The sequence below is a fragment of the Sphingobacterium sp. E70 genome (assembly GCF_019285695.1).
In the GTDB taxonomy this organism is placed as follows: domain Bacteria; phylum Bacteroidota; class Bacteroidia; order Sphingobacteriales; family Sphingobacteriaceae; genus Sphingobacterium; species Sphingobacterium detergens.
In genome coordinates this window covers 2,060,891-2,087,768 of sequence record NZ_CP079104.1, presented here as the reverse complement: position 1 = coordinate 2,087,768, position 26,878 = coordinate 2,060,891, and the positions used below count along the sequence as shown (strand labels likewise).

The window sequence follows — 26,878 nt, the reverse complement described above, 5'->3', positions numbered from 1 at the left end:
TCATGAGCGGGGAGAGGACGAATCTTCCACTGAAAAGAAAGATGTTGAAATTACCGCCGGCGGTTCGACCATATATCGTTATGAAAATCAGCCTGAGGAAAAAGATCCGAAAGATCTATTCCCTGAAGTACAATGTGTGTATCTTGAAGAGATAGAAGAGCATTTGACAAAATATATCGCTGAACCAGATCTGGTATTTCACGAAATTATATCCGAATTGGTGCATATTGATGTACACTGGATCAAGCCTAGTGCGGACTATCCATACAATATCCTGGTAACTTCTGGTATGAGCGACCTTCCCATGAACGTTCCAGAGGAAATAGACGATAAGGAAGCCTATGAGCGTGCCGAGTTAATGGTTGTTCTACCTGCTGATTGGAAAATAGGAGATGAAGAGTTTAAGGATGATAACAACTACTGGCCAGTTTACTTTTTGAAAAGGTTAGCGCGTTTTCCACATGAGTATAAAACATGGTTAGGCTATGGTCATACTATTCCTAATGGGATGGAGGCCGAAGAAATAGCAAATACCGGTTTTGGCTGTATGCTCTTATTGCCTCCAATGTTGAGCTTTGATGAGGAATTTTAGAACTTCAAACAAAAGATGGTAATATCATTAATTTCTATGCAATGATTCCAGTTTATAAGGAAGAGATGGATTTCAAACTAGAAGAAGGAACAGATGCCCTATTGGATCTTTTTGATGAATATGGAATATCAGAACTTGTGGACATAGATCGTCCAAATGTTTGTAGAAAATAATGACCTTGGTCTATATTGTTCAAAAATGCAGTACTATTTGTGGATTAGTCACCGATAGTACTGCATTTTTTATAGACTGTTTTCGATGATCATGATCGTTTTGTCAATATCTTCCTTGCTGATATTAAGATGCGGTCTGAATCGTATACTTTTTCACCACAGCCCAGCATGATCAATTTATTGGCATAAGCCCTTTTGATAAATTCGTTACGGGAATTGCAGAATCAAAATCCAGCGCTACAAATAATCCTTCCCCCTTAAGTTACTGAGTTGCGGCCTATCTTTCATAGCTTCCTGTAGTTTACTCTTAAGATAAGCTCCTTTTTCAGCAGCATTCGCCAAGAGATTTTCCTGTTCGATCACTTCAAGAATTAGTTTGAAGCGGAGCATGTCTATAAAATCTCCCCAAAGGTGGAGTTGATCCGACTGGATTCTTTGAACACATGATGTTCCACTTGATCAAATTTTTCCTTGCTCGCTAATATGCCACAAACCTGGGCTTTCTTACCAAAAGCAAGTACATCCGGTATAATATCATAATGTTGATAAGCCCACATTTTTCCGGTAATACCCAGCCCTGTTTGTACTTCATCGAAAATCAGGAGAATTTCATTCTTGTCGCAGATCTGACGCAGTTGCTGGAAAAATTCTTTCCGAAAATGATTGTCTCCACCCTCGCCCTGTATTGGTTCAATGATAATGCAGGCAATATCGTTGGGATTGTCGTGGATGGCCTGGTTGATCTCTGCGATTGCCTTCTCCTCTACGCTTATTGTTTGGCTGATATTTTCTGGCGTTAATGGATACGTTAATTTGGGATTTACAATACGTGGCCAATTGAACTTTGGAAAATACATGTACTTTCGGGGATCCTGCGTATTTGTTAAGGAGAGCGTATAGCCCGATCTACCATGAAAAGCCTGTTTAAAATGGATGACCTGACCCGCTTCTTTTTGTATGCCCTGAGCGAAATTAAGTCTAGTTTTCCAATCAAAGGCTGCTTTCAGTGCGTTTTCCACGGCCAGTGCTCCACCGGAAATAAAAAATGCATAGGGAGTTCTTTTGGTATTGCCACACGGTCGAAGGTATCCACAAAATCTGCGAATTCTTTGGGGTAGATATCCGATATAGCAGGCTTGTTGACTGCCATTTTGCCCAGAAACTCACGATGCTTAACCAGATGGGGATGGTTATAGCCAACAGTCATAGAGGCAAACATGCTAAACATATCCAGGTATTCGTCCCCATTTTCATCGACAACATAAGAGCCATGTGATTTTTCCATATCCATGACCAGTGGAAACCCGTCTGCCAATATATGTTTACTTAGTCTTTCATGTACGTTGCTCATAATTTAGAATCTGAGTGGTTTATAAATCAAATTTTATACCTTGTGCCAATGGTAAGTCTGTTGTGTAATTAATGGTATTTGTCTGGCGACGCATATATGCTTTCCATGCATCCGAACCAGATTCTCTACCACCTCCGGTATCTTTTTCTCCGCCAAAGGCCCCTCCGATTTCTGCACCTGAGGTACCGATATTGACGTTTGCTATGCCACAATCCGATCCGGCGGCGCTGAGAAATAGTTCGGCTTCTCTCAGATTGTTTGTCATCACAGCTGAGGACAGGCCTTGGCTGACACCATTTTGCAAGGCGATAGCATTGTCGATGTCGCCTTGATACTTTATTAAATATAGAATGGGAGCGAAAGTTTCGTGTTGTACGATCTCATAATGATTTTCGACTTCGGCGATAACGGGCTGTACATAGCAACCACTTTCGTAACCTTTGCCTTCTAGTACTTTTCCTTTAATAAGAAGTTTCCCCCTTGTGTTTTAATTTTGTCTAGTGCGTTTAAGTATGATTTTACGGCGGCTTTATCAATCAATGGTCCTACATGATTTTTTGTATCCAAAGGGTCGCCAATTTTTAATTGACCATAGGCTTTTGTCAGTTGTTTCTTGACTTTGTCGTAGATACTCTCATGGATAATCAGTCGTCGTGTGCTGGTGCAGCGTTGTCCTGCTGTCCCTACGGCTCCAAATACGGCACCGATGATTGTCATATTGAGGTCCGCATCTGGGGTAACAATAATCGCATTGTTGCCACCAAGTTCCAGTAGCGTTTTACCCAGCCGTTGTGCGACGGTAACAGCAACTTCTTTTCCCATCCGTGTTGATCCTGTTGCCGACACCAAGGAGATGCGGTTGTCTGCAGCAAGCCATTCACCGACTTCTTTGTCGCCCATGACCAAGTTGGAGATGCCTTCAGGTAATCCATTGTTATGGAGGATTTCTGCTAATAGTTTTTGGCAGGCAATGGCACATAGTGGCGTTTTCTCACTGGGTTTCCATACGACTGTGTTTCCGCAAACCAAAGCGATGGCTGTATTCCATGCCCACACGGCTACAGGGAAATTGAAGGCGGTAATAATACCAACCACACCCAAAGGATGATATTGGTCATACATGCGATGGCCGGGACGTTCAGAATGAATGGTATTGCCATAGAGTTGTCGGGATAGCCCCAGCGCGAAGTCACAGATGTCAATCATTTCTTGTACTTCCCCATACCTTCTTGATAGGATTTCCCCATCTCATAGGATACTAATTTTCCGAGTGTCGGTTTCAATTCTCGTAATTTATCGCCTAGTTGACGGATAATGTCTCCTCTCTTGGGAGCGGGGATAAGTCGCCACGCTTTGAACGCGTTTTGGGCTTCACCGATGACTGCCTCATAATCCTTCTGGCTGCTACCTGATACTTTTGCAATGAGTTTTCCATCTACAGGAGATAGAGATTCGAATACCTCACCACCAGAAAACCACTTTTGGCCTGTTGACGAGCCTAAATTCTGGGATGTTATGCCGAGTATTTTAAGTTCTTTTTTATCATAATGGTTTATTTTATTCGTGGAATATGTTAAATATAGGGAATAAAATTCTGTTAAACAAGTTATGTATGAATATTGTTCAGTTTGAAAATATTTTATTATCTTAGAGAAGCTAATGTAGACTATACGATTATGAAACAAATAAATGTTGATTATTTTCAAGTGGATGACCTTTTATCGGAGGAGCACAAGCTTGTCCGTCGCGCTGTCCGGGATTTTGTTCGGTCAGAGATAAAACCAGTCATAGAAGATGCAGCACAGGCACATCAGGCCATAGAAGGGTTGATGCCCAAACTTGGTGCAATAGGTGCTTTAGGTCCTTATATTCCAGTAGAATATGGTGGCGCTGGATTAGATCAGATTTCTTATGGTTTGATTATGCAGGAACTGGAGGCCGGTGATTCTGCGGTTCGTTCTGCGGCTTCGGTGCAATCTTCTTTGGTGATGTATCCGATATATACCTATGGTAGCGAGGAGCAACGCCGTAAATATTTGCCAGGACTTGCTTCCGGGGAACTTGTGGGCTCTTTTGGTTTAACCGAACCGAACCACGGTTCTGATCCCGGAGGGATGGAAACACGATTGACAGCGAGTAATGGTGGTTTTTTATTGAACGGTGCTAAGATGTGGATTACAAACTCACCAGTATGTGATCTTGCTGTAGTGTGGGCACGCGATGAGGCTGGAAAAGTGCGAGGGGTAATTGTTGAACGTGGGATGGATGGTTTTGAAACACCGGAAACATTACATAAGTGGTCTTTACGAGCTTCTAAAACTGGCGAGCTGGTTTTCCATGATGTCTTTATTCCCGCTGAAAATGTATTGCCTGAGGTAAATTCGATGCGTGGGCCGCTGTCTTGTTTGAATTCTGCACGATATGGAATATCTTGGGGTGTGATAGGAGCGGCGATCGACTGTTATGAAACGGCTGTTCAATATGCTCTGGAGCGTCAACAATTTGACCGGCCAATTGGTGGGTTTCAGTTGCAACAGAAAAAATTGGCTGAATTCCTGACAGAAATTACGAAGGCACAGTTATTGGCTTGGCGTTTGGGGCTTTTAAAGAATGAAGGGAAAGCAACTCCACAGCAAATTTCGATGGCCAAACGGAATAATGTGCATATGGCTTTGCAGATTGCGCGTGAATCCCGGCAGATTTTGGGAGGAATGGGCATTGTCGGAGATTTTCCAATTATGCGACATATGATGAATCTTGAGTCGGTTATTACATATGAAGGAACTCACGATATCCATTTATTGATTACTGGTCAGGATATTACAGGGCTCAATGCATTTTCTTCTTAATTCTGTTTATATCTTAAATTCTATTTGGGATACTATTCAAAGCTATTGGTCGTAGTGGCATATATTCCTTTTTATGCCAAGTAAACAGCTCAATTTATATTTTTTGATCCGTAGTTTTTTGGATGCTTTTGCTTCAAAAAACTACGTTTCCAGCGAGTTGGTCCACATGTTTAGCATTTTTTGTGTTTTTTGGCGCTGCGGTTCGGTTTTTGGCGACCCCTGAATTAGACCTAAATCGCGCTTTGAAGGTGTCTGAGTGCAGACTTGGGCGATGTAATTCCGGATTGCAAACCTCTGTTTCCATGCTAAGACGTGGACTTAAGGCGGACTCACCGCGAATACAGCATAGACAGGTATCGAAGCAGTCCGACTGAGATACAGCCGAGTCCCGGGGTCTATTCTCTGTGCCGGCGGTCGGCTCCGAAACAGAATGCTTTTGCCTTCAGGGATATCACTTCCGGTATTTTTTAAGGATAGTTCCAATATTAACGTAGTAGTAGTCTACGATTAGGCTAGCATTTAGTTAGGTTTAGTTTAGATAAAACCTAAACAAAACCTAAGTAATACCTAAACTAAACCTAAACAAACCCTAACTAAACTCTGGATTTGTCCTTTCCTTGATGCTCCCCTGTTTTCGGGCTGTTTTTCTATGGTGGTGGGGTTTGTTTGCTGCGGTTTTTAGGCCTGTCTATTCGCCGCCTGTCCGTTATCCCGACTTGGAGACCGTCCCCTCGGATTTTTTTCTGTTCCGGGCGACTGTTTTTTAGGGGGCGCTGCTGTGTGCATATCCGCTTTCTGTCCCTACTGCGGTGTGGTAGTAGGGGCCCCTGCGGATGCTGTTTTTGCGCCCCTTTTCACAATCTTGCCACTCCCTTTCCGCCGCGTTTCCACGCATACTTGGACTTTCCACTGCATTCTCCGCCTTTCAGCGCTATCCGCGCGCGCTTTCCCGTTCCCTTTCCACCACAGACCCACGCATAACCAGCCTTTTTGTCCCCGGAGCCCTCCGTGATGCTGTTTCACAAAAAGAATCCGCCAAGTTCACAGCGAGTTAGCGGCAAAATGAAATAAATAAGAACAAAAGGCTTGGAAGTGATTATAAAAACTCCCTATCTTTGCACCACTCCGCAAGGGAGGGACGGTTACTTCGAAAGAAGAGATCATGAAAAAAGAAGGGTTTAACGAGAGTTGAGCGCTGAAATCGGAAAAAGAAAAGAAAAAAAAAAAAAAAAACTTCAAAAGTTTTTGGAAGTTCAAAAGATTTCTACCTTTGCAGTCCCAACGGAAACGGAGGGAAACAAAAAAGATAAAGAGGGGCGCAATGCTCATCGGAATATAGCGGATACGGAAGTTGAAGCGAGATAAGTTCTTTAAGAAAACACAATCATGTAAGCGTGACGAGTAGACAAAACGAAAGTCATGAACAAATTCAAGCAATTCGTTCAATTCGATCCAAGATCAGAGATATAAAAAAGAATTCTGATTATGTAAATAGTTGGAATCAAAAACTTCATTTTACAATGGAGAGTTTGATCCTGGCTCAGGATGAACGCTAGCGGCAGGCCTAATACATGCAAGTCGGACGGGATCCATCGGAGAGCTTGCTCGAAGATGGTGAGAGTGGCGCACGGGTGCGTAACGCGTGAGCAACCTACCTCTATCAGGGGATAGCCTCTCGAAAGAGAGATTAACACCGCATAATATATCTGATTGGCATCAGTTGGATATTAAATATTTATAGGATAGAGATGGGCTCGCGTGACATTAGCTAGTTGGTAGGGTAACGGCTTACCAAGGCGACGATGTCTAGGGGCTCTGAGAGGAGAATCCCCACACTGGTACTGAGACACGGACCAGACTCCTACGGGAGGCAGCAGTAAGGAATATTGGTCAATGGGCGGAAGCCTGAACCAGCCATGCCGCGTGCAGGATGACTGCCCTATGGGTTGTAAACTGCTTTTGTCCAGGAATAAACCTCTTTACGTGTAGAGAGCTGAATGTACTGGAAGAATAAGGATCGGCTAACTCCGTGCCAGCAGCCGCGGTAATACGGAGGATCCGAGCGTTATCCGGATTTATTGGGTTTAAAGGGTGCGTAGGCGGCCTATTAAGTCAGGGGTGAAATACGGTGGCTCAACCATCGCAGTGCCTTTGATACTGATGGGCTTGAATCCATTTGAAGTGGGCGGAATAAGACAAGTAGCGGTGAAATGCATAGATATGTCTTAGAACTCCGATTGCGAAGGCAGCTCACTAAGCTGGTATTGACGCTGATGCACGAAAGCGTGGGGATCGAACAGGATTAGATACCCTGGTAGTCCACGCCCTAAACGATGATAACTCGATGTTGGCGATAGACAGCCAGCGTCCAAGCGAAAGCGTTAAGTTATCCACCTGGGGAGTACGCCCGCAAGGGTGAAACTCAAAGGAATTGACGGGGCCCGCACAAGCGGAGGAGCATGTGGTTTAATTCGATGATACGCGAGGAACCTTACCCGGGCTTGAAAGTTAGTGAAGGATGCAGAGACGCATCCGTCCTTCGGGACACGAAACTAGGTGCTGCATGGCTGTCGTCAGCTCGTGCCGTGAGGTGTTGGGTTAAGTCCCGCAACGAGCGCAACCCCTATGTTTAGTTGCCAGCATTTAAGGTGGGGACTCTAAACAGACTGCCTGTGCAAACAGAGAGGAAGGTGGGGACGACGTCAAGTCATCATGGCCCTTACGTCCGGGGCTACACACGTGCTACAATGGATGGTACAGCGGGCAGCTACATAGCAATATGATGCTAATCTCTAAAAGCCATTCACAGTTCGGATTGGGGTCTGCAACTCGACCCCATGAAGTTGGATTCGCTAGTAATCGCGTATCAGCAATGACGCGGTGAATACGTTCCCGGGCCTTGTACACACCGCCCGTCAAGCCATGAAAGTTGGGGGTACCTAAAGCATGTGACCGCAAGGAGCGTGTTAGGGTAAAACCGATAATTGGGGCTAAGTCGTAACAAGGTAGCCGTACCGGAAGGTGCGCTGGAATACCTCCTTTCTAGAGTATCGAAGATCGGTGCTCGTCACGTACATATGATTGATTATAGTATTGAGATATGAGAATTGAGTATTGAGATGATTTTATGGCGACATAAAGGATCCCGATACCCGTTACAGACTACTCACTACTAAAAAGGAAACATCAGAAGAAAGTGCCCGCCCCTATAAGGAGCAGGACCGAGAGAGATAGATGAACAGAATAGCTAGTCCCGTAGCTCAGTTGGTTAGAGCACTACACTGATAATGTAGGGGTCAGCAGTTCAAATCTGCTCGGGACTACTTAAAGAGATCTGAGAATAGAGATGTGAGCATTGAGACAAATTAAATTGTTTCCTGTCTCCGGTCTAAAATCTGATATCTGAAAAAAGGGGAATTAGCTCAGCTGGCTAGAGCACCTGCCTTGCACGCAGGGGGTCAACGGTTCGAATCCGTTATTCTCCACGTTTTTTGGAGGAAAGATAGAGCAAGATAACAGACCATACAAGGTCTGATATCTCAGATCTAAAATCTCCTATCTAAAAAAAAAAAAGAGTTCTTTGACATATTGAAAGAGAAAAAAATTACAAGAGAAGACAACAGTATAGAGACAATGCTGATATGTGTCTGATGTAGGGAGGAGACCCTCGGTCCAGGCCGAACGAATCTTTGCGTAGCATATCGGTATATATATCAAAAGCAGCCGCATAGTAGCAAAAGGCTATGCCGGTGAAGAAAGTAAATAAGGGCACACGGGGATGCCTAGGCTCTCAGAGGCGAAGAAGGACGTGATAAGCTGCGATAAGCTTTGGGGATTGGCAAATGCGACTTGATCCAGAGATTTCCGAATGGGGCAACCTGACTATTTGAAGAATAGTCGTATGATACGCGAACGCGCTGAACTGAAACATCTAAGTAGGCGTAGGAGAAGAAAATAACAATGATTTCCCAAGTAGTGGCGAGCGAACGGGAAAGAGCCCAAACCGATCATGTTACGGCATGGTCGGGTTGTAGGACCACGACATTGTACAGCGCTATGAACTGGAAGCAGGTGGGAAACTGCGCGATAAGGGTGAGAGCCCCGTACAGGTAAAGAATGTTGACATAGTGGTATCCTGAGTACCGCGGGACCGGAGAAATCCTGTGGGAATCCACCAGCACCATCTGGTAAGGCTAAATACTCCTGAGAGACCGATAGTGAACCAGTACCGTGAGGGAAAGGTGAAAAGAACCCCGAACAGGGGAGTGAAAAGAACCTGAAACCGTGTGCTTACAAGCGGTTGGAGCAGGCAGGTCCTGTGACAGCGTGCCTTTTGCATAATGAGCCTACGAGTTACTCTTGTCTGGCAAGGTTAAGTCCTTCAGGGACGCAGCCGAAGCGAAAGCGAGTCTTAATAGGGCGCATAGTCAGATGAGGTAGACGCGAAACCTTGTGATCTACCCTTGGGCAGGTTGAAGTTGCAGTAACATGTAATGGAGGACCGAACCGATAAACGTTGAAAAGTTTCGGATGACCTGAGGGTAGGGGTGAAAGGCCAATCAAACTGGGAAATAGCTCGTACTCCCCGAAATGTTTTTAGGAACAGCGTCGGCATCGAGTTTAATAGAGGTAGAGCTACCGATTGGGTGCGGGGAGTCAAATCCTACCAAATCCAGACGAACTCCGAATGCTATTAAATATGGCCGGCAGTGAGGCTTTGGGTGCTAAGGTCCAAGGCCGAGAGGGAAAGAACCCAGACCATCAGCTAAGGTCCCCAAATTCGTTCTAAGTTGAACTAACGAGGTCCGGTTGCCCAGACAGCTAGGATGTTGGCTTGGAAGCAGCCATTCATTTAAAGAGTGCGTAACAGCTCACTAGTCGAGCGGCCGGGCGTGGATAATAAACGGGCATCAAGAACGGTACCGAAGCTATGGATTTGCACTTATGTGCATCTGGTAGGGGAGCATTCCATATGGGGCGAAGATATCTGGTAATGGGTGTTGGACCGTATGGAAAAGCAAATGGCATAAGTAACGATAAGGCGGGTGGGAAACCCGCCCACCGAAAGACCAAGGTTTCCTGATCAACGTTAATCGGATCAGGGTCAGTCGGGACCTAAGGCGCACCCGAAGGGGCAAGCCGATGGACAACTGGTTAATATTCCAGTACTCTTCATAACTGCGATGTGGTGACGGAGTAGTGACACTGCCGCGAACTGACGGAATAGTTCGTTGAAAGGCGTAGGTATAGGGACGGTAGGCAAATCCGCCGACCCTGCTGAAACCCAATAGTACAGCAAAGCTTCGGTGGCGCTGATAGAGCAGGTAAACAGACTTCCAAGAAAACCCGCTAAGCTTCAGGTTATGAAGACCCGTACCGCAAACCGACACAGGTGGTCGAGGAGAGAATCCTAAGGTGCTCGAGTGAGTCATGGCTAAGGAACTCGGCAAAATGGCCCTGTAACTTCGGGAGAAGGGGCGCTGTCTCAGCGATGAGCAGCCGCAGTGAAAAGGCCCAGGCGACTGTTTAACAAAAACATATGGCTTTGCAAAATCGCAAGATGAGGTATAAGGCCTGACACCTGCCCGGTGCTGGAAGGTTAAGAGGGGATGTCATCGTAAGAGAAGCATTGAATCGAAGCCCCAGTAAACGGCGGCCGTAACTATAACGGTCCTAAGGTAGCGAAATTCCTTGTCGGGTAAGTTCCGACCTGCACGAATGGTGTAACGATCTGGGCGCTGTCTCAGCCATGAGCTCGGTGAAATTGTGGTATCGGTGAAGACGCCGATTACCCGCAACGGGACGGAAAGACCCCATGCACCTTCACTATAGCTTAACATTGAGATTGGGTACAGGATGTGTAGGATAGGCGGGAGATGTTGAAGCGTGTTCGCCAGGATACGTGGAATCAACCTTGAAATACCGCCCTTTCTGTATTCGGTTTCTAACTCCCTAATGGGGAGGACATTGTTTGGTGGGTAGTTTGACTGGGGTGGTCGCCTCCAAAAAGGTAACGGAGGCTTTCAAAGGTAAGCTCAGTACGCTTGGTAACCGTACGCGGAGTGCAATGGCATAAGCTTGCTTGACTGTGAGACCGACAAGTCGAACAGGGTCGAAAGACGGACATAGTGATCCGGTGGTTCTGTATGGAAGGGCCATCGCTCAAAGGATAAAAGGTACGCTGGGGATAACAGGCTGATCTCCCCAAGAGCTCATATCGACGGGGAGGTTTGGCACCTCGATGTCGGCTCGTCACATCCTGGGGCTGGAGAAGGTCCCAAGGGTTGGGCTGTTCGCCCATTAAAGTGGCACGCGAGCTGGGTTCAGAACGTCGCGAGACAGTTCGGTCCCTATCTGTTGTGGGCGTTGGAAGTTTGAGTGGATCTGACCTTAGTACGAGAGGACCGGGTTGGACAGACCTCTGGTGAACCTGTTATGCCGCCAGGTGTACGGCAGGGTAGCTACGTCTGGAATAGATAAGCGCTGAAAGCATCTAAGTGCGAAACTAGCCACGAGATGAGACTTCCCTTATAGGGTCGTAGAAGATGACTACGTTGATAGGCCATAGGTGTAAAGGTTGAGAGACCAAAGCCAAGTGGTACTAATAGCCCGAAGCTTTCTCATGCAGAGACACACTGTTGTCTTCCTCTTTAATTTTTGAAACAAAGGAAACGAAACTCTTTCAATATATATGTCAGTTAGACGTGTGCATGGAGCAGAGCTATGTGGGACCTGAAAGGATCTCGGTACTCATATCTCCTATCTCACCTCTAAAAAAACTTTAGGTGCCTATATCGGCGGTGTCTACCTCTTCCCATTCCGAACAGAGCAGTCAAGCCCGCCAGAGCCGATGGTATTGCCGTAACAGGTGGGAGAGTAGGTCGGTGCCTTTTTTTTACGGAAGCCCTTGCTGGAAACAGTCAAGGGCTTCTTTCGTTTAGTGACTTCCCAAAAGATTCAAAAGAACAATGGCTGCGCGCTTAAATTGTATACGCTACTTTCAATGTACATGCATTGGGCTTGCTGCATCGGAAGTCACGGTAATAATACCAAGCGCTACAGACTCAGTGTAGACTCTTGCCCGCTTTAGGTGCGATAGCAGCTAACAACATAAGGCATTGATAAGCTAAATTGAGCCGGACAGCCTACCTACTGCCTAAGCACGTATCCTAATCCACGTTTTTGTTGGCCGCCTTACTGCAATGATCTTTACCGATAGGATCTGCGATTACCTGATTTTTTCCTGAATAGAAGCCGCCAGTGCTCAATCTATCCACTCACTTATGAAAGCGGCTTGATGATTGGATTGGGTAACCAAATTACTGGATGGTTAGATATTCTGCAAGTGATTCCCGATTCGACTCGTGGTAGCGCCGGTAAAAGAATACTTGGCAACGGAGATCTCGAGTATAAAGGAATAATAAACTTATCATCTTGAGTATATGCTCTTTAAGTTTTTGCTATGAAATTGAAATCATGAATTTATCTAACGGTCACACTTTCGGTAAAAAAATAATGATTATATAAATTAAGCAATCGTTTGTGTAGATTAAACAAACGATTGCTTTAAAGTTTGATTTTTTATTTCGAGAAAAGTGTTATATTATTGTTATAGAGATTAAGTTCTTTAGTTAGAACCAAGTATAAATCCAAATCCAAATGGATTTTTCTTATTGACTGTTTAGTTTGTTTTAAAATAGGTGATTTTTTAGAGGGACCATTTTGGTCCCTTTAAATTTACATGAACTTTAAATTATGGATTCTAGAAGAGATTTTTTAAAAAAGCCGGAATTTTATCATCACTGGCTGTTTCACTTCCTACGTTGGTTAATGCAAATGCGACTGCAGAAGCATTTAATATGTGCGGTTATGCTGCACCCAAAATTGATAAAGTGAGAGTTGCTGTAATTGGATTGGGTATGCGTGGTCCTGGTGCAGTCGAACGACTATCTTTTATCGAAGGTTGTGAAGTCGTTGCACTTTGTGATAAACATCCAGAAAGAGTTGAGAAAGCGCAGAAGATTCTTACCTCAAAAGGTTTGAAGGCTGCAAAGTCTTATTCTGGAGAAGACGGCTGGAAGTCATTATTGAAGGAAGAAAAACTGGATCTGGTCTATATCTGTACACCTTGGGACTACCATGCACTCATGAGTGTTGCAGCTATGAAAGCGGGTAACCATGTGGCTTGTGAAGTGCCAATTGCATTAACAATAAAAGATTGTTGGGAGGTAGTCAAAACATCTGAAGCAACAAAAAAACATTGTATGATGTTGGAGAATTGTTGCTATGACTTTTTCGAGATGTTGACATTGAATATGGCCCGCCAAGGTTTATTTGGTGAATTGATCCATGGTGAAGGTGCTTATATCCATGACTTATTGGATTTGAATTTCTCAAAGAATGGTTATGATAATATGTGGCGTCTAAGGAAAATATTAAATACAATGGAAACCTCTATCCAACTCACGGACTTGGACCTGTCGCACAGTGTCTAAATATAAATAGAGGAGACAAGATGGATCATCTTGTCGCGATGTCGTCCAATGATTTTATGATGGGCGAGAAAGCTAAGGAACTCGCTGGAAAGGATTCGTTCTTTCAGGAATTCGTCGGAAAGAAATACCGTGGCAACATGAATACGACGCTAATTCGCACTGCGAAGGGTAAAACAATTATGCTACAACATGATGTGACCTCGCCGAGACCATATTCAAGACTTCATACGTTAAGCGGTACGAAAGGTTTTGCCCAAAAATACCCAACTGAGAATATTGCTTTTGGTCATGAATTCATTAAAGAGGAAAAACTCAAAGAATTATATGATAAATATACGCCAGAATTAGTGAAATACATCGGTGATAAAGCCAAAGAAGTTGGTGGTCACGGCGGGATGGACTTTATGATGGACTGGCGCCTAATCGACTGTCTACGTAACGGCTTGCCGTTGGATCAAGATGTCTATGACGCTGCTTCATGGAGTTGTATTGTACCATTAAGTTTTGAGTCCGTTGAAAAGAACTGTAAAACAGTAGCAGTACCGGATTTTACAAAAGGTGCATGGAAAAATAATAACCCGGTGGATATCACCTTAAAAGGTGGTGGTAATACACCTATTCGCTCAAAAATGCAAAAAAGAAAATGTACAATTGGATGTATAAAATCTACATCTAGGTCAATAATTAAAAGGGGAGCATTTTATTGTTCCCCTTTTATGTTTATCTTTAGGTATGTTAATCAATCTGACGCTAGTTACCTGTCTATCTATATTTTCCGCAAATGATACCCTTTCATGTTGTGTTGGTGAAAATATACCTACACGGGCCGGGATGATCAAATCTCAGTTATCCAAACAAAGTAGTAATGCTACTGGAAAGATGGTTTTAATTGAGGGGGTAAATTTCTGATGGGAAGTTCGAATTTCGAAGATAGTAAACCTGTGCATACTGTAGAGCTCCATTCATTTTATATGGATGAACATGAAGTTACAAATGCACAATTTGCTCAATTTGTAAAGGAAACGGGCTATGTGACCGTAGCTGAGCGAAAACTTGACCCAAAAGATTTTCCCGGTGTGGATCCAAATATGTTGGTTCCTGGATCTGCTGTATTTTCAAAACCCAAAGAACTCAACTCTTTAAATAATTATCTGATGTGGTGGGAGTATGTTCCGGGGCAAATTGGCAACATCCTGAAGGGCCTAATAGTTCCATAAAAGATAAAATGAATTACCCAGTTGTCCAGGTTGCTTATGAGGATGCGGCTGCCTATGCAAAGTGGGCTGGAAAAAGATTGCCTACTGAAGCTGAATGGGAGTACGCCGCCCGTTCACGTAAGGATACCAATGATGACCTGTATTATTGGGGAAAGAGCTGAAACCCAATGGTAAATGGACGGCCAATATTTATCAGGGGAAATTCCCGTTGAAGATTCAAAAGAGGATGGTTATGAAGGTGCGGCGCCAGTGAAATCTTTTCAGGCGAACGCTTTAGGACTCTACGATATGGAAGGGAATGTCTGGGAATGGTGTTCGGACTACTATAGACCAGATTATTACAAGAATAGCGTGGCGTCAAATCCCACGGGACCGGAGAGTTCGTATGATCCACAGGAACCTAATCTCGAGAAACGTGTCCAACGAGGCGGATCGTTTCTCTGTAATGATCAGTATTGTGAACGTTATAAAGCAGGAAGCAGGGGAAAAGGTGAGGTAAATAGCCCCACAAATAATGTCGGTTTTCGATGCGTAAAGATATAAAATAGAAAAGGCTTGCATTTGCAAGCCTTTTCTATTTTATAGAGACACCTTATTGTGCATTCAAAAACATTGATTTTTGATTGTACAATTCTCTGAAATATGGATCTTGAAGATCTTTGATAAAGCGGATTGCTTCACCAGTTGATTTCATTTCAGGACCTAATTGTTTGTCTACCTCAGGGAATTTATTGAAGGAGAATACCGGCTCTTTAATCGCGTATCCTTTCAATTTACGTTCGATCGTGAAGTCACTCAATTTATTAACACCAACATCACTTTTGTCGCGATGTTGATGTAAGGAACATCGTAAGCCTTCGCGATGAAAGGAACTGTACGTGATGCACGTGGGTTAGCCTCGATGACATAAACATTCTCACCTTTGACAGCAAACTGAATGTTTAATAGTCCACGTACATTTAGTGCTTTCGCTAACTTGATCGAGTATTCTTCCATTTTATCCTGAACAGCTTGGGATAGTCCGAATGGAGGCAATACTGCCGAAGAGTCCCCAGAGTGAATACCCGCAGGCTCGATGTGTTCCATCATACCGATGATATGTACATCCTCGCCATCACAGATAGAATCTGACTCCGCTTCTTCAGCACGATCCAAGAAGTGGTCAATCAGGATATGATTACCGGGAAGGTTTTTCAATAAGTTAACAACCGCTTTTTCCAAGTCTTCGTCATTGATGACAATACTCATGCCTTGTCCACCCAATACATACGAAGGGCGAACTAAAACTGGATAGCCAACTTCGTTAGCAACTGTAATGCTTCTTCTGCCGAAGTAGCCACACCATATTTTGGATATGGAATATTTAATTCTTTCAAAAGATCAGAGAAACGACCACGATCTTCTGCCAAGTCCATATTTTCGAAAGAAGTACCAATGATTTTTACACCAAGCTGCTCCAAGCGTTCAGCCATTTTAAGTGCTGTTTGTCCACCCAATTGAACAATTACACCTTCAGGTTTTTCTAATTCAATGATCTCACGAACATGTTCCCAGAATACAGGCTCAAAGTATAACTTGTCAGCCATGTTAAAGTCTGTTGATACTGTCTCAGGGTTACAGTTAACCATGATTGCCTCGTAACCACATTCTTTGGCTGCCAATAACCCGTGTACACAAGAGTAATCGAACTCGATACCTTGACCGATACGGTTAGGACCTGAACCTAATACAATGATTTTCTTTCTGTCTGAAGAGATGGATTCGTTTTCTTCTTCAAATGTTGAATAGTAATATGGAGTTTGTGCTGGGAATTCCGCGGCACAAGTATCAACCATTTTGTAAACACGGTTGATGCCAAGTTCCTTACGACGGTCATATACCTGATCTTCTGTTACATTACCTAGCAACCAAGCAATCTGTACATCTGAATAACCTTTTTGTTTTAAGGTCATGAAGAAATCGCGTGGGATATTATTCAGTTGGTAACGACGTAACTCTTGCTCAAGATGTACTAACTCCTGGATCTGTACCAAGAACCATTTGTCAATACGTGTTGCTTTACGAATTGATTCCAATGGAACACCTAATTCGAATGCATCTTTGATATGGAACAAACGGTCACCGCTTGGATGTTCTAAGCTATCCATGATCTCGTCCAGATTTCTCCATTGACGACCATCTGCACCTAGACCAGCGCGGCCAGTTTCAAGTGACTGACATGCTTTCTGTAAAGCTTCGATAAATGTACGGCCGATTGCCATTACCTCACCTACAGCTTTCATCTGAAGACCTAATTCTTTGTTTGCACCTTTGAACTTGTCAAAGTTGAAACGTGGGATCTTAACGATGACGTAATCTAATGTGGGTTCGAAATATGCTGAAGTAGTCTTAGTAATCTGATTTTGCAACTCATCCAAGTTGTATCCGATCGCTAATTTAGCTGCAATTTTTGCAATTGGGTAACCAGTTGCTTTCGATGCTAAAGCTGATGAACGAGATACACGTGGGTTGATCTCGATTGCAATGATTTCTTCGTTTTCTGGATTTACCGAGAATTGAACGTTACATCCACCTGCAAATGTACCGATCGAGCGCATCATCAGGATAGCCTGATTACGCATATCTTGGTAACATTTGTCCGATAATGTCATACCTGGAGCTACTGTGATCGAGTCTCCAGTGTGGATACCCATTGGATCAAAGTTTTCAATTGTACAGATGATAATGACATTGTCGTTGGTATCGCGAAGCAATTCTAACTCGAATTCTTTCCAACCCAATACAGCTTGTTCGACTAAAACCTCGTGCGTTGGTGATGCGTGTAAACCTCTATTTAAGGCTGCATCAAAATCTTCTTTTCTGTGTACAAATCCACCTCCTGTACCTGCTAAGGTGTAGGAAGGACGTATAACAAGAGGATAACCAATTTCTTGTGCAGCTTCTTTACCCTCTAGGAAAGAGTTTGCAATCTTTGATGTTGCAACGCCCACACCAATATCAACCATTAATTGACGGAATTCTTCACGGTTTTCAGTTTTTTCAATGGCAGCAACATCAACACCGATAACTTTTACATTGTATTTTTCCCAAAGACCTAGGTTGGAAGCTTCGATACATAAGTTCAAAGCTGTCTGACCACCCATGGTAGGAAGTACAGCGTCAATATTGTGCTTTTGCAATATTTCTTCAATACTTTCGCAAGTTAATGGAAGTAAGTAGACATTGTCTGCAACAACTTTGTCCGTCATGATTGTTGCAGGATTTGAGTTGATGATGGATACTTCAATACCTTCTTCTTTCAATGAAAGGGATGCTTGAGATCCAGAATAATCAAATTCACAAGCTTGACCGATAACGATGGGACCTGATCCGATGATTAAAACCGACTTAATGGAAGTGTTTCTTGGCATTATATCTAGTTCAAAAATTAAATTTCCTATTGTAAATCTGAGCAAAGACAATCAAAAATAGCTCATGGGAAGGGTCATTCCGACTGCTTTGTCGGAGTGCAAAGTTACATTTTAAATTTTGAAAATGAAGTATTTATTTTAATAATATTTCAAAATAAAATGGCCTTTGTTGGAAAAGTAGTTTTGAAAGCAGTAATAATAGTTGGAAAACGTAAGGAGTAGGTTCTCCAACTATTATCGTGAATTGTCTATTATTCGGTTAATAAACAATAATTTCGTCTGTAAATAAATATCCTTTTTCGGATTGCTGGCCTTGATTTTTATGTAGCGTGCCTGCTGCGCTTTATCTAGTTTCAGCTCGAAACGTTTAAATGTTAATTTGGATTCTTTATCGGATATATCATTTATCACTGTACCTACTTTTCTAAAGCTACGTCCATTGTCCGAAAGAAGCACTTCCATTTCACCGGGCATGTAGACCCTGGACCTATCATTTGCATAAAATTCATGGCAACCTGATGAATTTCTTCTCTTCGCTCTAAATCGACTACGACATCAATCGGGCTTGTAAAACCTTGCCATTGACCATCGTGGTAAGAGAGTCCCCCATTAGACCATTGGTTAAAGTCGAATCTTTTTGGGCTGGATATCCAGACCATTGTGTGTTGTAAGTTACTTTTTTCCAATGGCGCGATGAATATCAATATCAAATGACAATGTAGGACCTATTTTAATGGAGTCCTGAAAATATGCCGCATTGATATGTCCTGTTGAACTAAGTTCAAATGGACCGGTATATGGTGTAGACTGAATCGTAGGTTCACTTCCATCAATGGTATATCGGATCTGATCCGTGTTCAATTGCTCTGTTGTAAGTGTAATTTTGTTGTTGTTTTTAATCGCATTATACGATGCTGTATAGGCAACATTGAACGAGGGACGATAGTAGTTCAGATTCAGCTCCTGTAGTAACTTATAATGTGATTGTAATCTTCGTTGAAAGTCCGTCCAGCTTTTTGCATCTTTTGTGGTCCAATTGACTTCAGATAACGCTAATGCACGCGGAAACACCATATATTCAACATGCTCCGTCGTCGGCACATATTCTGTCCATATATTCGCCTGTGCACCCAGGATATGTTTGGCTTTATCACCTTGTATCGCAGCTGGGATAGGGTCGTAGGAGTAGACTTTATCAAGTGTTAGATAGCCTCCAATGGCTTCGGGTTGTGTTCTTGGGTCTGTCTGATAGGAATCGAAATAAAGATGTGAGCCCGGAGTCATAATGACATCGTGGCCCGCATTTGCAGCTTTTATTCCGCCCTCTTCTCCACGCCAACTCATGACTGTTGCTCCTTCGGTGAGCCCACCTTGTAAGATCTCATCCCAACCAATAAGCTTTCTACCCTTTGATTGCAGGTACAGATCCATTTGTTTGATGGCATAACTCTGTAATTCGTCAACGGACTTTAAACCTTCCTTCTGCATAAGAGCTTGATCTTTTGGACAGGTTTCCCAATGTTTCTTTTCCGCTTCATCACCTCCAATATGGATATATTGAGACGGGAATATGGTCAGTACTTCATCCAGTACATTTTTTAGAATTCAAAAGTCTTTTCATTGCCAATGCAAAACTCGCTTTGGCTGTAGGGTTTCCCTGAACAGGAAAGTTCGGGATATACAGCTAATACCTCTTCTGAGTGTCCGGGCATTTCTATTTCCGGAATGACATTGATGCCTTTTCGGGCAGCATAGTCGACCAGTTCGCGCGCTTCTTCCTGTGTATAAAAGCCACCACTGGCATTTGGATTTCCTTTTTCCACATATTGACGTCCATTGTTCCACCAATCTTTCCAATGGGTATGTGTACGCCAAGCTGCTTTTTGTGTTAATTCCGGATATTTTTTAATCTCCAGTCGCCATCCCGCTCCATCTGTCAAATGCCAGTGAAAGTTATTGAACTTATAAATGGCCATGACATCGATATATTTCTTTACGAAAGAAAGAGGCATAAAGTGACGGGAAACGTCTAAATGTAATCCCCGGTATGAAAAACGAGGTTCATCAACGATAGTCGCAAATGCTATTTTGCTGGGATCAGCTTGTAGATAGCCTAATTGAACCAAGGTATAAATCCCATTGATGACCTGTGGAGTATCCCAGGCTTTGAGCAGGAGACCTTTTTCATCAATTTGAATCGAATAGGCATTTTTGCTGAGGTTGTCTGCATCAACCGCCTTTACAATACGAAAGCCTTCTTTTGGTGCTTTTTGTTTTTCTTCAGCACTTCAAGGGTTAAACTCTTGATCGCAGGATGTTCAGTAAGCAATTGCACCGCTTGTTGGAAATCATCAGAAACAATAACTGTGAGTTGTGTTGGGATGGTATATATTCCAGTCGCTACGGTCACCTTGGAAGGCTTGGGAATAATGTCAAAATTACTTTGGGCCTGCGCACTAAAAATGTAAGCTCCCCAAGCAATAACAGGGATAAAGATTTGCTCAATCGCATAGTAAAGTATTTAGATCAATAGATAATCAACACAAATATCCTAATTTTTGTTTCATTATTCTATTATTGCCGTCATTCGATAAGTATTTATGATATAAAACCAACAAATTGCCCAATAGAAATTACATTTTTAATCCTTAACTTTGTTGTATGATTGAACTTCCAGTTATTCCGGCAACTCCTGCACAACGCAAGCCAGATTGGTTGCGTGTCAAATTGCCTGTTGGTAAAGAGTATAGACATGTCAGAAGTCTTGTAGATGAGCACAAATTACATACAATTTGTGAGAGTGGAAATTGCCCAAATATGGGTGAGTGTTGGGGGCAGGAACAGCAACCTTCATGATATTAGGAAATATCTGTACACGTTCATGTTCGTTTTGCGCTGTAGCAACAGGTCGTCCTTTGCCAGTAGACTTGGATGAACCAAATAGGGTAGCCAATTCTGTGAAGTTGATGCAGGTAAAACATTGTGTTATCACTTCTGTAGACCGTGATGATCTAAAAGATGGCGGTTCTACAATTTGGGCGGAGACGATCAATGCAATCCGTAAAGAAAGTCCAGAAACAACTTTGGAAACATTATTACCAGATTTTAAAGGTCAATGGGACAATTTGGATCGTGTCATTGCTGTTCGCCCAGAGGTCGTTTCACATAATCTGGAAACTGTGCGTCGTTTGACCAGAGAAGTACGTGTTCAGGCAAAATATGACCGTTCTTTGGAATGTTTGCGTCGGATTTCGGAAGCAGGTCTTCGTACGAAGTCAGGTATCATGTTGGGTCTTGGTGAAACGGAAGAAGATGTGATTGAGGCAATGCAGGACTTATATAATGTCGGTGTTCATATTTTGACTCTTGGACAATACTTACAGCCAACCAAAGCACATCATCCCGTTATCGAATTTATCACACCAGCTCAATTTGAAAAATATAAAAAATTGGTTTGGAAATGGGATTCAAATATGTTGAATCTGGACCTTTGGTTCGTTCATCTTACCATGCTGAAAAGCATTTGTTCGATATGCAATAATAGTGGACAAAACGATTAGATTTCTTGGAAAAACAAAAGTTGTTTCCATGTTAACATAAAGAGCCTGAGTGAAACAATCACTCAGGCTCTTTTAGTTACAATTTGTATCTAAGTTTTTGTTGTTTCTTTTGAGATAAGTGAGGCAGTGAAAATCAGCGTGGTGCTCAGCAGAAATAACTAGTGCTTACCTTGTAAAAACAGTTTCTCCAGCAATTACCGTTCGTGTTGTTTTTACGTTCCGCAATTGTTCGTTTGGTATTTTGAGGATGTCTTGTTCGAGGATAACAAAATCGGCGTCTTTGCCTGCTTCTATGCTTCCCCGTTTTTTCTCCTGAAAGCAGGAGTATGCTGCCCAGATTGTCATTCCGCGCAATGCATCTTCCCGACTGATAGCATCCTGAATTTGGAAGCCCTGATCTGGGTAACCTTTTTTATCAACACGGGCCACAGCTGCATGAAAACCATACATCGGATTGAAATGTTCAACCGGGAAGTCACTTCCCAGAGCGAGTTTGCCATATTCTTTCAGGAGATGCTTGTACGCATAGGCGCCTTTCATTCGCTCTTCTCCTAGTCGGTCTTTTGCCCAATACATATCAGATGTGGCGTGGGTAGGTTGCACAGAAGGGATAATCTGGAATTTTCGGAATTTATCGAAGTCGACAGGCGATATAATCTGTGCGTGTTCGATACGCCATCTGCGATCTGTATGTGGCTGGAGGTATTTGCCATAGATATCCAAGATAATTCGGTTAGCTGAATCACCGATCGCATGGGTGTTGGCCTGAAAATTACTGGCGGCAATCGCTTTGATCATGTTTTCATATTCCTCTGGGCTATGCAAAAGAAAGCCATGTGTAGCTGCATCATGATAGTGAGCGAGCAGACAGGCTCCCCTTGAGCCTAATGCGCCATCTGCGAGTAATTTGAATGATTTGATTTCTAAACGATCCGTTTCGTAAAATCCCTGTGCTATAAATGAGGAGATATTTTGCGGATTGCCAAGGATCATCGCATAATCTCTAAATTTCAATTCCCCATCCTGATAGTATTTTTTAATAAGTTGAGTCTTTCTTTTGATAAACCTGCATCCACAATAGAAGTAAGGCCCACAGAAAGCAATGAGTCCTGGGTTCGCTTTAGCATTCTCAGGTACTCTTTTTCACTAGGTACCGGGATTGTTTTGTTGACCAGATCCATTGCATTGTCGATCAAAAGACCATTCGGTGTATTGTTGCTTCCACCGACAACGCCACCATGAATAATTGGAATATTTGTCAATTTGGCCCATTCCAGGGCTTTGGAGTTTACCACTGCGGCGTGATAATCTACCCTTATCAGGTACACTGGTATATCTGGGAAAGCTTTATCCAGTAGTTCCTTTGTAGGGAAGGATTTGTCTTTCCAGCGATTTTGGTCCCAGCCACCGCCGATGAGCCAGGTTTTATTGGGGTTCTTTTGCTGATAACTTTTGACCCGTTGAATCACTTCTTCGAAAGAATCTGCGCCATTCAGGTCGACCTGATCCATCAGTTCGGCTTCATCAAATAGATGAGCGTGCGCATCGTAGAATCCAGGATAGATCGCTTTCCCGTCGGCGTCTATTTTCTCTTTGGCTTTATACTTTCGTTGGATCTCGTCGTCTGAGCCTATTGCAATAAATTTACCATCCCTGACAGCAAATGCCTGTGCTGTGCTGAAGGTGGAATCAACGGTATAAACATGTGCATTGTACACAATCAGGTCTACCTTTTCTTGAGGGGAACAGGCAAGGAAGATCATGGAAAAGAGGAAAAGAATAACTGGAAAGTTTCTCATATCCTAAAAATAGAAAAAGTGTTTATAAAGCGAGGGTTATTTCTTTGAAATATGATTTGATGGAAGTATCGTATGAATTGGCTGAAGTATGGTTTGGTATATTATAGATTAGCGTCGAGAGCGGATAACAAAAACGGCTATCCAAATAACTCAGATAGCCGTTTTAATTCAAAAATCAAAATATGTGATTAGCAGTACTCGTCAAATGCAGCAACTAAATTGTCAGCAATCATTTGTGCCGGGCGACCTTCAATCATATGTCTTTCAATCATGTGTACCAATTTACCATCTTTGAACAACGCCATTGCTGGAGAAGATGGAGGATAAGGCAACATGTAGTTACGTGCTGTGTTAACAGCATCAGTTTCCATACCTGCGAAAACAGTAACTAGTTTTGCAGGATGTTTTTCGTTTTTACAGCCGCTTTTGCTGCAGGACGTGCATTTGCTGCAGCACAACCACAAACGGAGTTAACAACGACAAATACAGTTCCTTCTGAAGCGATTGCAGTATCAACTGCTTCTGGAGTTTTTAATTCTTCGAATCCCGCATCAACTAACTCTTGACGCATTGGAGCTACTAAATATTCTGGATACATTATTTCTTAAGTAAAAATGTTAATATTCTAATTTAATTCGGTAGAGCGTGACTTTCTGTTTCACATTAAATGATCTTTTGCCAAAACGCTATACTTTACTTTTACAAATATAGATGTAAAAGGCTTTCTCGTCAAGGTGCTTGTCTCAAATCAATGTCAGAAAATCGTTAACAGCTGTTAAGCCATTTTCCAATCGCTGCTGTCCCTCTCCTGAGATAATGTGATATTGACCACTGATAGCTTTTAATTCTTTTTCCATACTTCCATAAAGTGTTCCCGTTGCTCCGGAAAATCTCTCAATGGATCGTCTTGCCAAGGTAGATCAATATCCATCAGCAGGTATAGGTCATAGGGGTGTTGCTGAATCTTATCGGTAACGTCTTTTGGAGTATGATTGAATAGATGGTCAGACCAGATTTTCACGGTCATAAAAGTGGTGTCACAGATCAGGATGTTTTCCTTTGCTAAAGGAAGGAGTGCTTCTTCCAAAGCGACCTGCCCATAAAACATGTTGACCTCATCCTGTAACGTATATTTATTATTGAGACTCTGACAGTAATAGCGCGAATACTCCGGTACGCAGACCGTTTGAAATTTTTCAGCGAGATACCGTGCCATGGTTGACTTCCCTGTAGACTCGGGGCCTACGACGGCAATTTTTATTAACTCTTTTCCCACATCTATCTTTTTGATAGGCAATATTACACAAAATTTCTATATGTTTTTTGCCAGTCACGGTAACCATTCCATGCAATAATGGCGAATACAAGATACAGTACAGCTGTTAGCATAAGCTCTTTGTGTATATACAATGGAATATAGCAGATATCGACGAAAACCCAGAGAAGCCAGTTCTGAAGTACTTTCCTCGTCATTAGAAATTGAGCCACAAAGCTAACTGAAGTACAGAATGCGTCGATATAGGGAACATCAGAATTTGTCTTACTGTCCAAAAGGTAGCCTATTGCTGCTGTCAAACAAATAATGGCAAGTATGCTCAGAAAGAATTGGTTTCTATTGGCCTTAACAATCGGTTTCTTTTTTTCTTCCTTTCGCTTATGCCAATAATACCAGCCATACACGGCTGTGGATAGAAAGTAAAATTGTAACACGGTATCGCCGTAGAGTTTTGCATCATAGAAAAGAATGGCATAGGAAATCACACTGATAATGCTAATCGGCCAGTTCCATATATTTTGCTTTGCGGCCAAATAGACACAAAGGAAACCAGTTAGTGTACCTAACCATTCGAGCCAAGTGGTTTGGGCAAATTGACTGGCAATCTGCTGAAAAAAATCCTGCATCTGGTGTATTAAAAATTACACCTTAAAGATACAAAGTCTGCCTTAGAATCAACTACTGCACCTGTTTATTGGCGCAATTGGTGCTCGCAAAAGACTCAGGTTTGGCCTTAAATACGAACCCCATACCCATAATATATCCCATGGCTTCTTTGAGGGCTACATTTGACTGAAAATTTGGATTGGTGTTGATGTCGGCGTGGACTTCTAGGTCCACTTTGTGTTTTTCGAGGAGGGGCAGAGTTGGTAGGCGATGTCGATGGATTTTGGACTTCGAGTAGCATCCGTTCTTTAATACTCATTCGGTGATGCCTTTTGTCCCGTTGGATAAACATAAATCCACCTTTATGTTCCCTGAGAAAGACGATGACGGTGGCGAAGTCGATGATTCCTCTCTTTACTTGGGAATCGGTGCCGATATAAACCTTGAGCTTGTTTCCTAGGGCGTCTTCTCGTTTAATGACTTCCTCAACAGCATCGAAAATCGTGGAGCGAATGGATTCGCCATTGTATTTTTGCCATCTCATAGTGGTATAAATTAGATATATATAAATTAAACTTCATCATTGACATAAATTTACTGAATTTCAATGATCTAAGTGTTAATTTAATTTTAAATAATTCTCCACATTAATGAAGTTTTTCACCATAGGCCAGATCTCCGGCGTCGCCTAGACCGGGAACGATATAGGCTTTTGTTGTCAATTCGTGGTCAACATCACCCACCCAGATACGCGCAGTCGGAACGAAAGCCTTGACATGGTTTAATCCTTCTTCCGATGCAATTGCTGCAACAATATGTAATTCCTTAATCTCATATTCGGCCAAAAGATCTTTACAACATAAGACCAGACTCTTTCCGGTAGCCAGCATCGGGTCGACGATGATAACTGTTCTATTATCTAAATTCGGTGTATTGACGTATTCTTTGTGAACTTCAAATTCGCCACTTTTTTTGGTGTGCCGATAAGCCGCGATAAAAGTATTGTCGGCTTGGTCAAAGATATTTAATAAACCTTGATGAAAGGGAAGTCCTGCCCTTAGGATAGTGGCTAATACCGGCTGTTCCATCAATAGCTGTGTCTTGGCAACACCCAAAGGTGTTTCAACCTCCACGGGTTTAAAGGTCATGGTTTTGCTGATCTCATAAGCAAATACTTCGCCGAGCCGTTCCAGATTCCGACGGAAACGCATGCGATCCCGCTGAATAGTGACATCTCTCAATTCTGCAATAAAATGATTTGCAATGCTATTTTGGGTAGATAGAATAGTGACCATGACCTGCGTGCTAGTTCTGTTAAAGCTAAAGATAGTAAATAATCAACTGAAAGTAATAACATCTGCGGCATAATTATAGTTTGATATAAAATGGTAAAAAATTAGTAAATTTGTGTGAAGACCATTTAAAATATGGCCCTAGACCGCATGTTACAAAATCGTAACATTTATAGATTATCATTGTGTGCATGTAACGGATTTTTCTAAGCTGAGATATAGCGATGCTTCGGTGCTGACGCTTAATGAAAGGTCGAA

The 26,878-nt window shown here is 42.7% G+C and carries 20 protein-coding genes, 2 tRNA genes, 3 rRNA genes and 6 pseudogenes; 14 read left to right on the top strand and 17 right to left on the bottom strand.

Translation table 11 applies throughout. The annotated features are described in order from the left end of the window. Positions 1 to 163: 163 nt before the first annotated feature. Together KUH03_RS14910 and KUH03_RS14905 are read left to right on the top strand one after the other, a co-directional pair. Positions 164 to 592 carry a suppressor of fused domain protein gene (locus KUH03_RS14910; protein ID WP_257094463.1) on the top strand — a complete coding sequence of 143 codons (429 nt, stop codon included), beginning with the start codon at positions 164 to 166 and terminating at the stop codon, positions 590 to 592. Continuing rightward, positions 586 to 765, top strand: coding sequence for a suppressor of fused domain protein (locus KUH03_RS14905; RefSeq protein WP_257096981.1), 180 nt, complete (start codon positions 586 to 588; stop codon positions 763 to 765). The genes KUH03_RS14910 and KUH03_RS14905 overlap by 7 nt, the downstream gene beginning before the upstream one ends. Before the next feature lie 237 nt (positions 766 to 1,002). On the opposite strand, the gene KUH03_RS14900 is transcribed toward KUH03_RS14905, so the two are convergent. From KUH03_RS14900 to KUH03_RS14885, 4 genes and pseudogenes are all read right to left on the bottom strand, one after another. Beyond that, the gene (locus KUH03_RS14900) at positions 1,003 to 1,155 is read right to left on the bottom strand and encodes a hypothetical protein (protein ID WP_257094460.1); all 153 of its coding nucleotides are present in this window, start codon (positions 1,153 to 1,155) and stop codon (positions 1,003 to 1,005) included. Positions 1,156 to 1,157: 2 nt separating this feature from the next. Next, positions 1,158 to 1,784: an aminotransferase class III-fold pyridoxal phosphate-dependent enzyme gene (locus KUH03_RS14895; protein WP_257094458.1), complete on the bottom strand. Its 627-nt coding sequence runs from the start codon at positions 1,782 to 1,784 to the stop codon at positions 1,158 to 1,160. After that, complete coding sequence (locus tag KUH03_RS14890) at positions 1,769 to 2,116, bottom strand: aminotransferase class III-fold pyridoxal phosphate-dependent enzyme (protein ID WP_257094456.1); 348 nt, start codon at positions 2,114 to 2,116, stop codon at positions 1,769 to 1,771. Before KUH03_RS14890 ends, KUH03_RS14895 begins: the two co-directional genes overlap by 16 nt. Before the next feature lie 19 nt (positions 2,117 to 2,135). Further along, positions 2,136 to 3,801: pseudogene (locus KUH03_RS14885) on the bottom strand (aldehyde dehydrogenase family protein). Here KUH03_RS14885 and KUH03_RS14880 point away from each other — a divergent pair. Beyond that, positions 3,793 to 4,965, top strand: a complete 1,173-nt coding sequence (locus KUH03_RS14880; RefSeq protein WP_257094454.1) for an acyl-CoA dehydrogenase family protein — start codon at positions 3,793 to 3,795, stop codon at positions 4,963 to 4,965. The pseudogene KUH03_RS14885 and the gene KUH03_RS14880 sit on opposite strands and share 9 nt — an antisense overlap. Before the next feature lie 801 nt (positions 4,966 to 5,766). Here the strand turns inward: KUH03_RS14880 and KUH03_RS14875 are convergent. Further along, the gene (locus KUH03_RS14875) at positions 5,767 to 5,988 is read right to left on the bottom strand and encodes a hypothetical protein (RefSeq protein ID WP_257094453.1); all 222 of its coding nucleotides are present in this window, start codon (positions 5,986 to 5,988) and stop codon (positions 5,767 to 5,769) included. A gap of 165 nt (positions 5,989 to 6,153) precedes the next feature. On the opposite strand from KUH03_RS14875, the gene KUH03_RS14870 reads away from it, so the two are divergent. From KUH03_RS14870 to KUH03_RS14820, 10 genes and pseudogenes are all read left to right on the top strand, one after another. After that, the gene (locus KUH03_RS14870) at positions 6,154 to 6,330 is read left to right on the top strand and encodes a hypothetical protein (RefSeq protein WP_257094451.1); all 177 of its coding nucleotides are present in this window, start codon (positions 6,154 to 6,156) and stop codon (positions 6,328 to 6,330) included. Positions 6,331 to 6,482: 152 nt separating this feature from the next. After that, positions 6,483 to 8,007 (top strand): 16S ribosomal RNA (locus tag KUH03_RS14865). Between the two features lie 207 nt (positions 8,008 to 8,214). Next, positions 8,215 to 8,288 (top strand) — tRNA-Ile (locus KUH03_RS14860). 88 nt (positions 8,289 to 8,376) lie between these two features. Further along, a tRNA-Ala gene (locus tag KUH03_RS14855) sits at positions 8,377 to 8,450 on the top strand. Between the two features lie 267 nt (positions 8,451 to 8,717). Continuing rightward, positions 8,718 to 11,589, top strand: a 23S ribosomal RNA gene (locus tag KUH03_RS14850). A gap of 157 nt (positions 11,590 to 11,746) precedes the next feature. Next, positions 11,747 to 11,858 (top strand): 5S ribosomal RNA (gene rrf, locus KUH03_RS14845). The 16S, 23S and 5S rRNA genes sit together here with 2 tRNA genes alongside, the layout of an rRNA operon. Before the next feature lie 930 nt (positions 11,859 to 12,788). Continuing rightward, positions 12,789 to 13,460 (top strand): Gfo/Idh/MocA family protein, encoded by a 672-nt coding sequence (locus tag KUH03_RS14840; RefSeq protein ID WP_257094449.1) that lies wholly within the window; start codon positions 12,789 to 12,791, stop codon positions 13,458 to 13,460. Further along, positions 13,382 to 14,245: a hypothetical protein gene (locus KUH03_RS14835; RefSeq protein ID WP_373564734.1), complete on the top strand. Its 864-nt coding sequence runs from the start codon at positions 13,382 to 13,384 to the stop codon at positions 14,243 to 14,245. The genes KUH03_RS14840 and KUH03_RS14835 overlap by 79 nt, the downstream gene beginning before the upstream one ends. A 123-nt stretch (positions 14,246 to 14,368) precedes the next feature. After that, positions 14,369 to 14,838, top strand: a pseudogene (locus tag KUH03_RS14830) (SUMF1/EgtB/PvdO family nonheme iron enzyme). A gap of 13 nt (positions 14,839 to 14,851) precedes the next feature. Then, on the top strand, positions 14,852 to 15,220 hold the full coding sequence (locus KUH03_RS14820; RefSeq protein WP_257094433.1) for a formylglycine-generating enzyme family protein: 369 nt from the start codon (positions 14,852 to 14,854) through the stop codon (positions 15,218 to 15,220). A gap of 49 nt (positions 15,221 to 15,269) precedes the next feature. On the opposite strand, the pseudogene carB reads toward KUH03_RS14820, so the two are convergent. From carB to KUH03_RS14785, 5 genes and pseudogenes are all read right to left on the bottom strand, one after another. After that, a pseudogene (carB, locus tag KUH03_RS14805) lies at positions 15,270 to 18,087 on the bottom strand (carbamoyl-phosphate synthase large subunit). A 234-nt stretch (positions 18,088 to 18,321) separates the two neighbouring features. Then, entirely contained in the window at positions 18,322 to 18,561 is a 240-nt protein-coding gene (locus KUH03_RS14800) for a hypothetical protein (RefSeq protein WP_257094420.1), read from the bottom strand. A 198-nt stretch (positions 18,562 to 18,759) separates the two neighbouring features. Beyond that, positions 18,760 to 19,635: a beta-N-acetylhexosaminidase gene (locus KUH03_RS14795; protein ID WP_257096979.1), complete on the bottom strand. Its 876-nt coding sequence runs from the start codon at positions 19,633 to 19,635 to the stop codon at positions 18,760 to 18,762. A 50-nt stretch (positions 19,636 to 19,685) separates the two neighbouring features. After that, a complete protein-coding gene (locus KUH03_RS14790; protein ID WP_257094418.1) occupies positions 19,686 to 20,213 on the bottom strand; it encodes a family 20 glycosylhydrolase in 528 nt (175 codons plus the stop codon). A 113-nt stretch (positions 20,214 to 20,326) separates the two neighbouring features. Continuing rightward, complete coding sequence (locus tag KUH03_RS14785; protein ID WP_257094415.1) at positions 20,327 to 20,497, bottom strand: hypothetical protein; 171 nt, start codon at positions 20,495 to 20,497, stop codon at positions 20,327 to 20,329. 251 nt (positions 20,498 to 20,748) lie between these two features. On the opposite strand from KUH03_RS14785, the pseudogene lipA reads away from it, so the two are divergent. Next, positions 20,749 to 21,628 (top strand): annotated as a pseudogene (gene lipA / locus KUH03_RS14780) (lipoyl synthase). 184 nt (positions 21,629 to 21,812) lie between these two features. Here lipA and KUH03_RS14775 read toward each other — a convergent pair. The 7 genes and pseudogenes from KUH03_RS14775 to upp all read right to left on the bottom strand — a co-directional run bounded on the left by KUH03_RS14775 (position 21,813) and on the right by upp (position 26,623). Next, positions 21,813 to 22,661, bottom strand: coding sequence for an amidohydrolase (locus tag KUH03_RS14775; RefSeq protein ID WP_257094413.1), 849 nt, complete (start codon positions 22,659 to 22,661; stop codon positions 21,813 to 21,815). Beyond that, a complete protein-coding gene (locus KUH03_RS14770; RefSeq protein ID WP_257094411.1) occupies positions 22,658 to 23,446 on the bottom strand; it encodes an amidohydrolase in 789 nt (262 codons plus the stop codon). The genes KUH03_RS14775 and KUH03_RS14770 overlap by 4 nt, the downstream gene beginning before the upstream one ends. A 188-nt stretch (positions 23,447 to 23,634) precedes the next feature. Further along, positions 23,635 to 24,044, bottom strand: a pseudogene (locus KUH03_RS14765) (BrxA/BrxB family bacilliredoxin). A gap of 243 nt (positions 24,045 to 24,287) precedes the next feature. Next, on the bottom strand, positions 24,288 to 24,722 hold the full coding sequence (locus tag KUH03_RS14760) for an ATP-binding protein (RefSeq protein ID WP_306429594.1): 435 nt from the start codon (positions 24,720 to 24,722) through the stop codon (positions 24,288 to 24,290). A gap of 23 nt (positions 24,723 to 24,745) precedes the next feature. Next, on the bottom strand, positions 24,746 to 25,348 hold the full coding sequence (gene pnuC / locus KUH03_RS14755) for a nicotinamide riboside transporter PnuC (protein ID WP_257094410.1): 603 nt from the start codon (positions 25,346 to 25,348) through the stop codon (positions 24,746 to 24,748). Between the two features lie 52 nt (positions 25,349 to 25,400). Continuing rightward, positions 25,401 to 25,872: pseudogene (locus KUH03_RS14750) on the bottom strand (ribonuclease H-like YkuK family protein). A 103-nt stretch (positions 25,873 to 25,975) separates the two neighbouring features. Continuing rightward, positions 25,976 to 26,623: a uracil phosphoribosyltransferase gene (gene upp, locus KUH03_RS14745; RefSeq protein WP_257094409.1), complete on the bottom strand. Its 648-nt coding sequence runs from the start codon at positions 26,621 to 26,623 to the stop codon at positions 25,976 to 25,978. Positions 26,624 to 26,878 lie beyond the last annotated feature (255 nt).

What these genes read in the sequence shown, in the direction of transcription:
- KUH03_RS14900 (WP_257094460.1), bottom strand. Translation starts at nt 1,155, where the DNA reads ATGCTCCGCTTCAAACTAATTCTTGAAGTGATCGAACAGGAAAATCTC.
- KUH03_RS14890 (WP_257094456.1), bottom strand. Translation starts at nt 2,116, where the DNA reads ATGAGCAACGTACATGAAAGACTAAGTAAACATATATTGGCAGACGGG.
- KUH03_RS14880 (WP_257094454.1), top strand. Translation starts at nt 3,793, where the DNA reads ATGAAACAAATAAATGTTGATTATTTTCAAGTGGATGACCTTTTATCG.
- KUH03_RS14820 (WP_257094433.1), top strand. Translation starts at nt 14,852, where the DNA reads ATGGACGGCCAATATTTATCAGGGGAAATTCCCGTTGAAGATTCAAAA.
- KUH03_RS14800 (WP_257094420.1), bottom strand. Translation starts at nt 18,561, where the DNA reads ATGCCCGGTGAAATGGAAGTGCTTCTTTCGGACAATGGACGTAGCTTT.
- KUH03_RS14770 (WP_257094411.1), bottom strand. Translation starts at nt 23,446, where the DNA reads ATGAGAAACTTTCCAGTTATTCTTTTCCTCTTTTCCATGATCTTCCTT.
- pnuC (WP_257094410.1), bottom strand. Translation starts at nt 25,348, where the DNA reads ATGCAGGATTTTTTTCAGCAGATTGCCAGTCAATTTGCCCAAACCACT.
- upp (WP_257094409.1), bottom strand. Translation starts at nt 26,623, where the DNA reads ATGGTCACTATTCTATCTACCCAAAATAGCATTGCAAATCATTTTATT.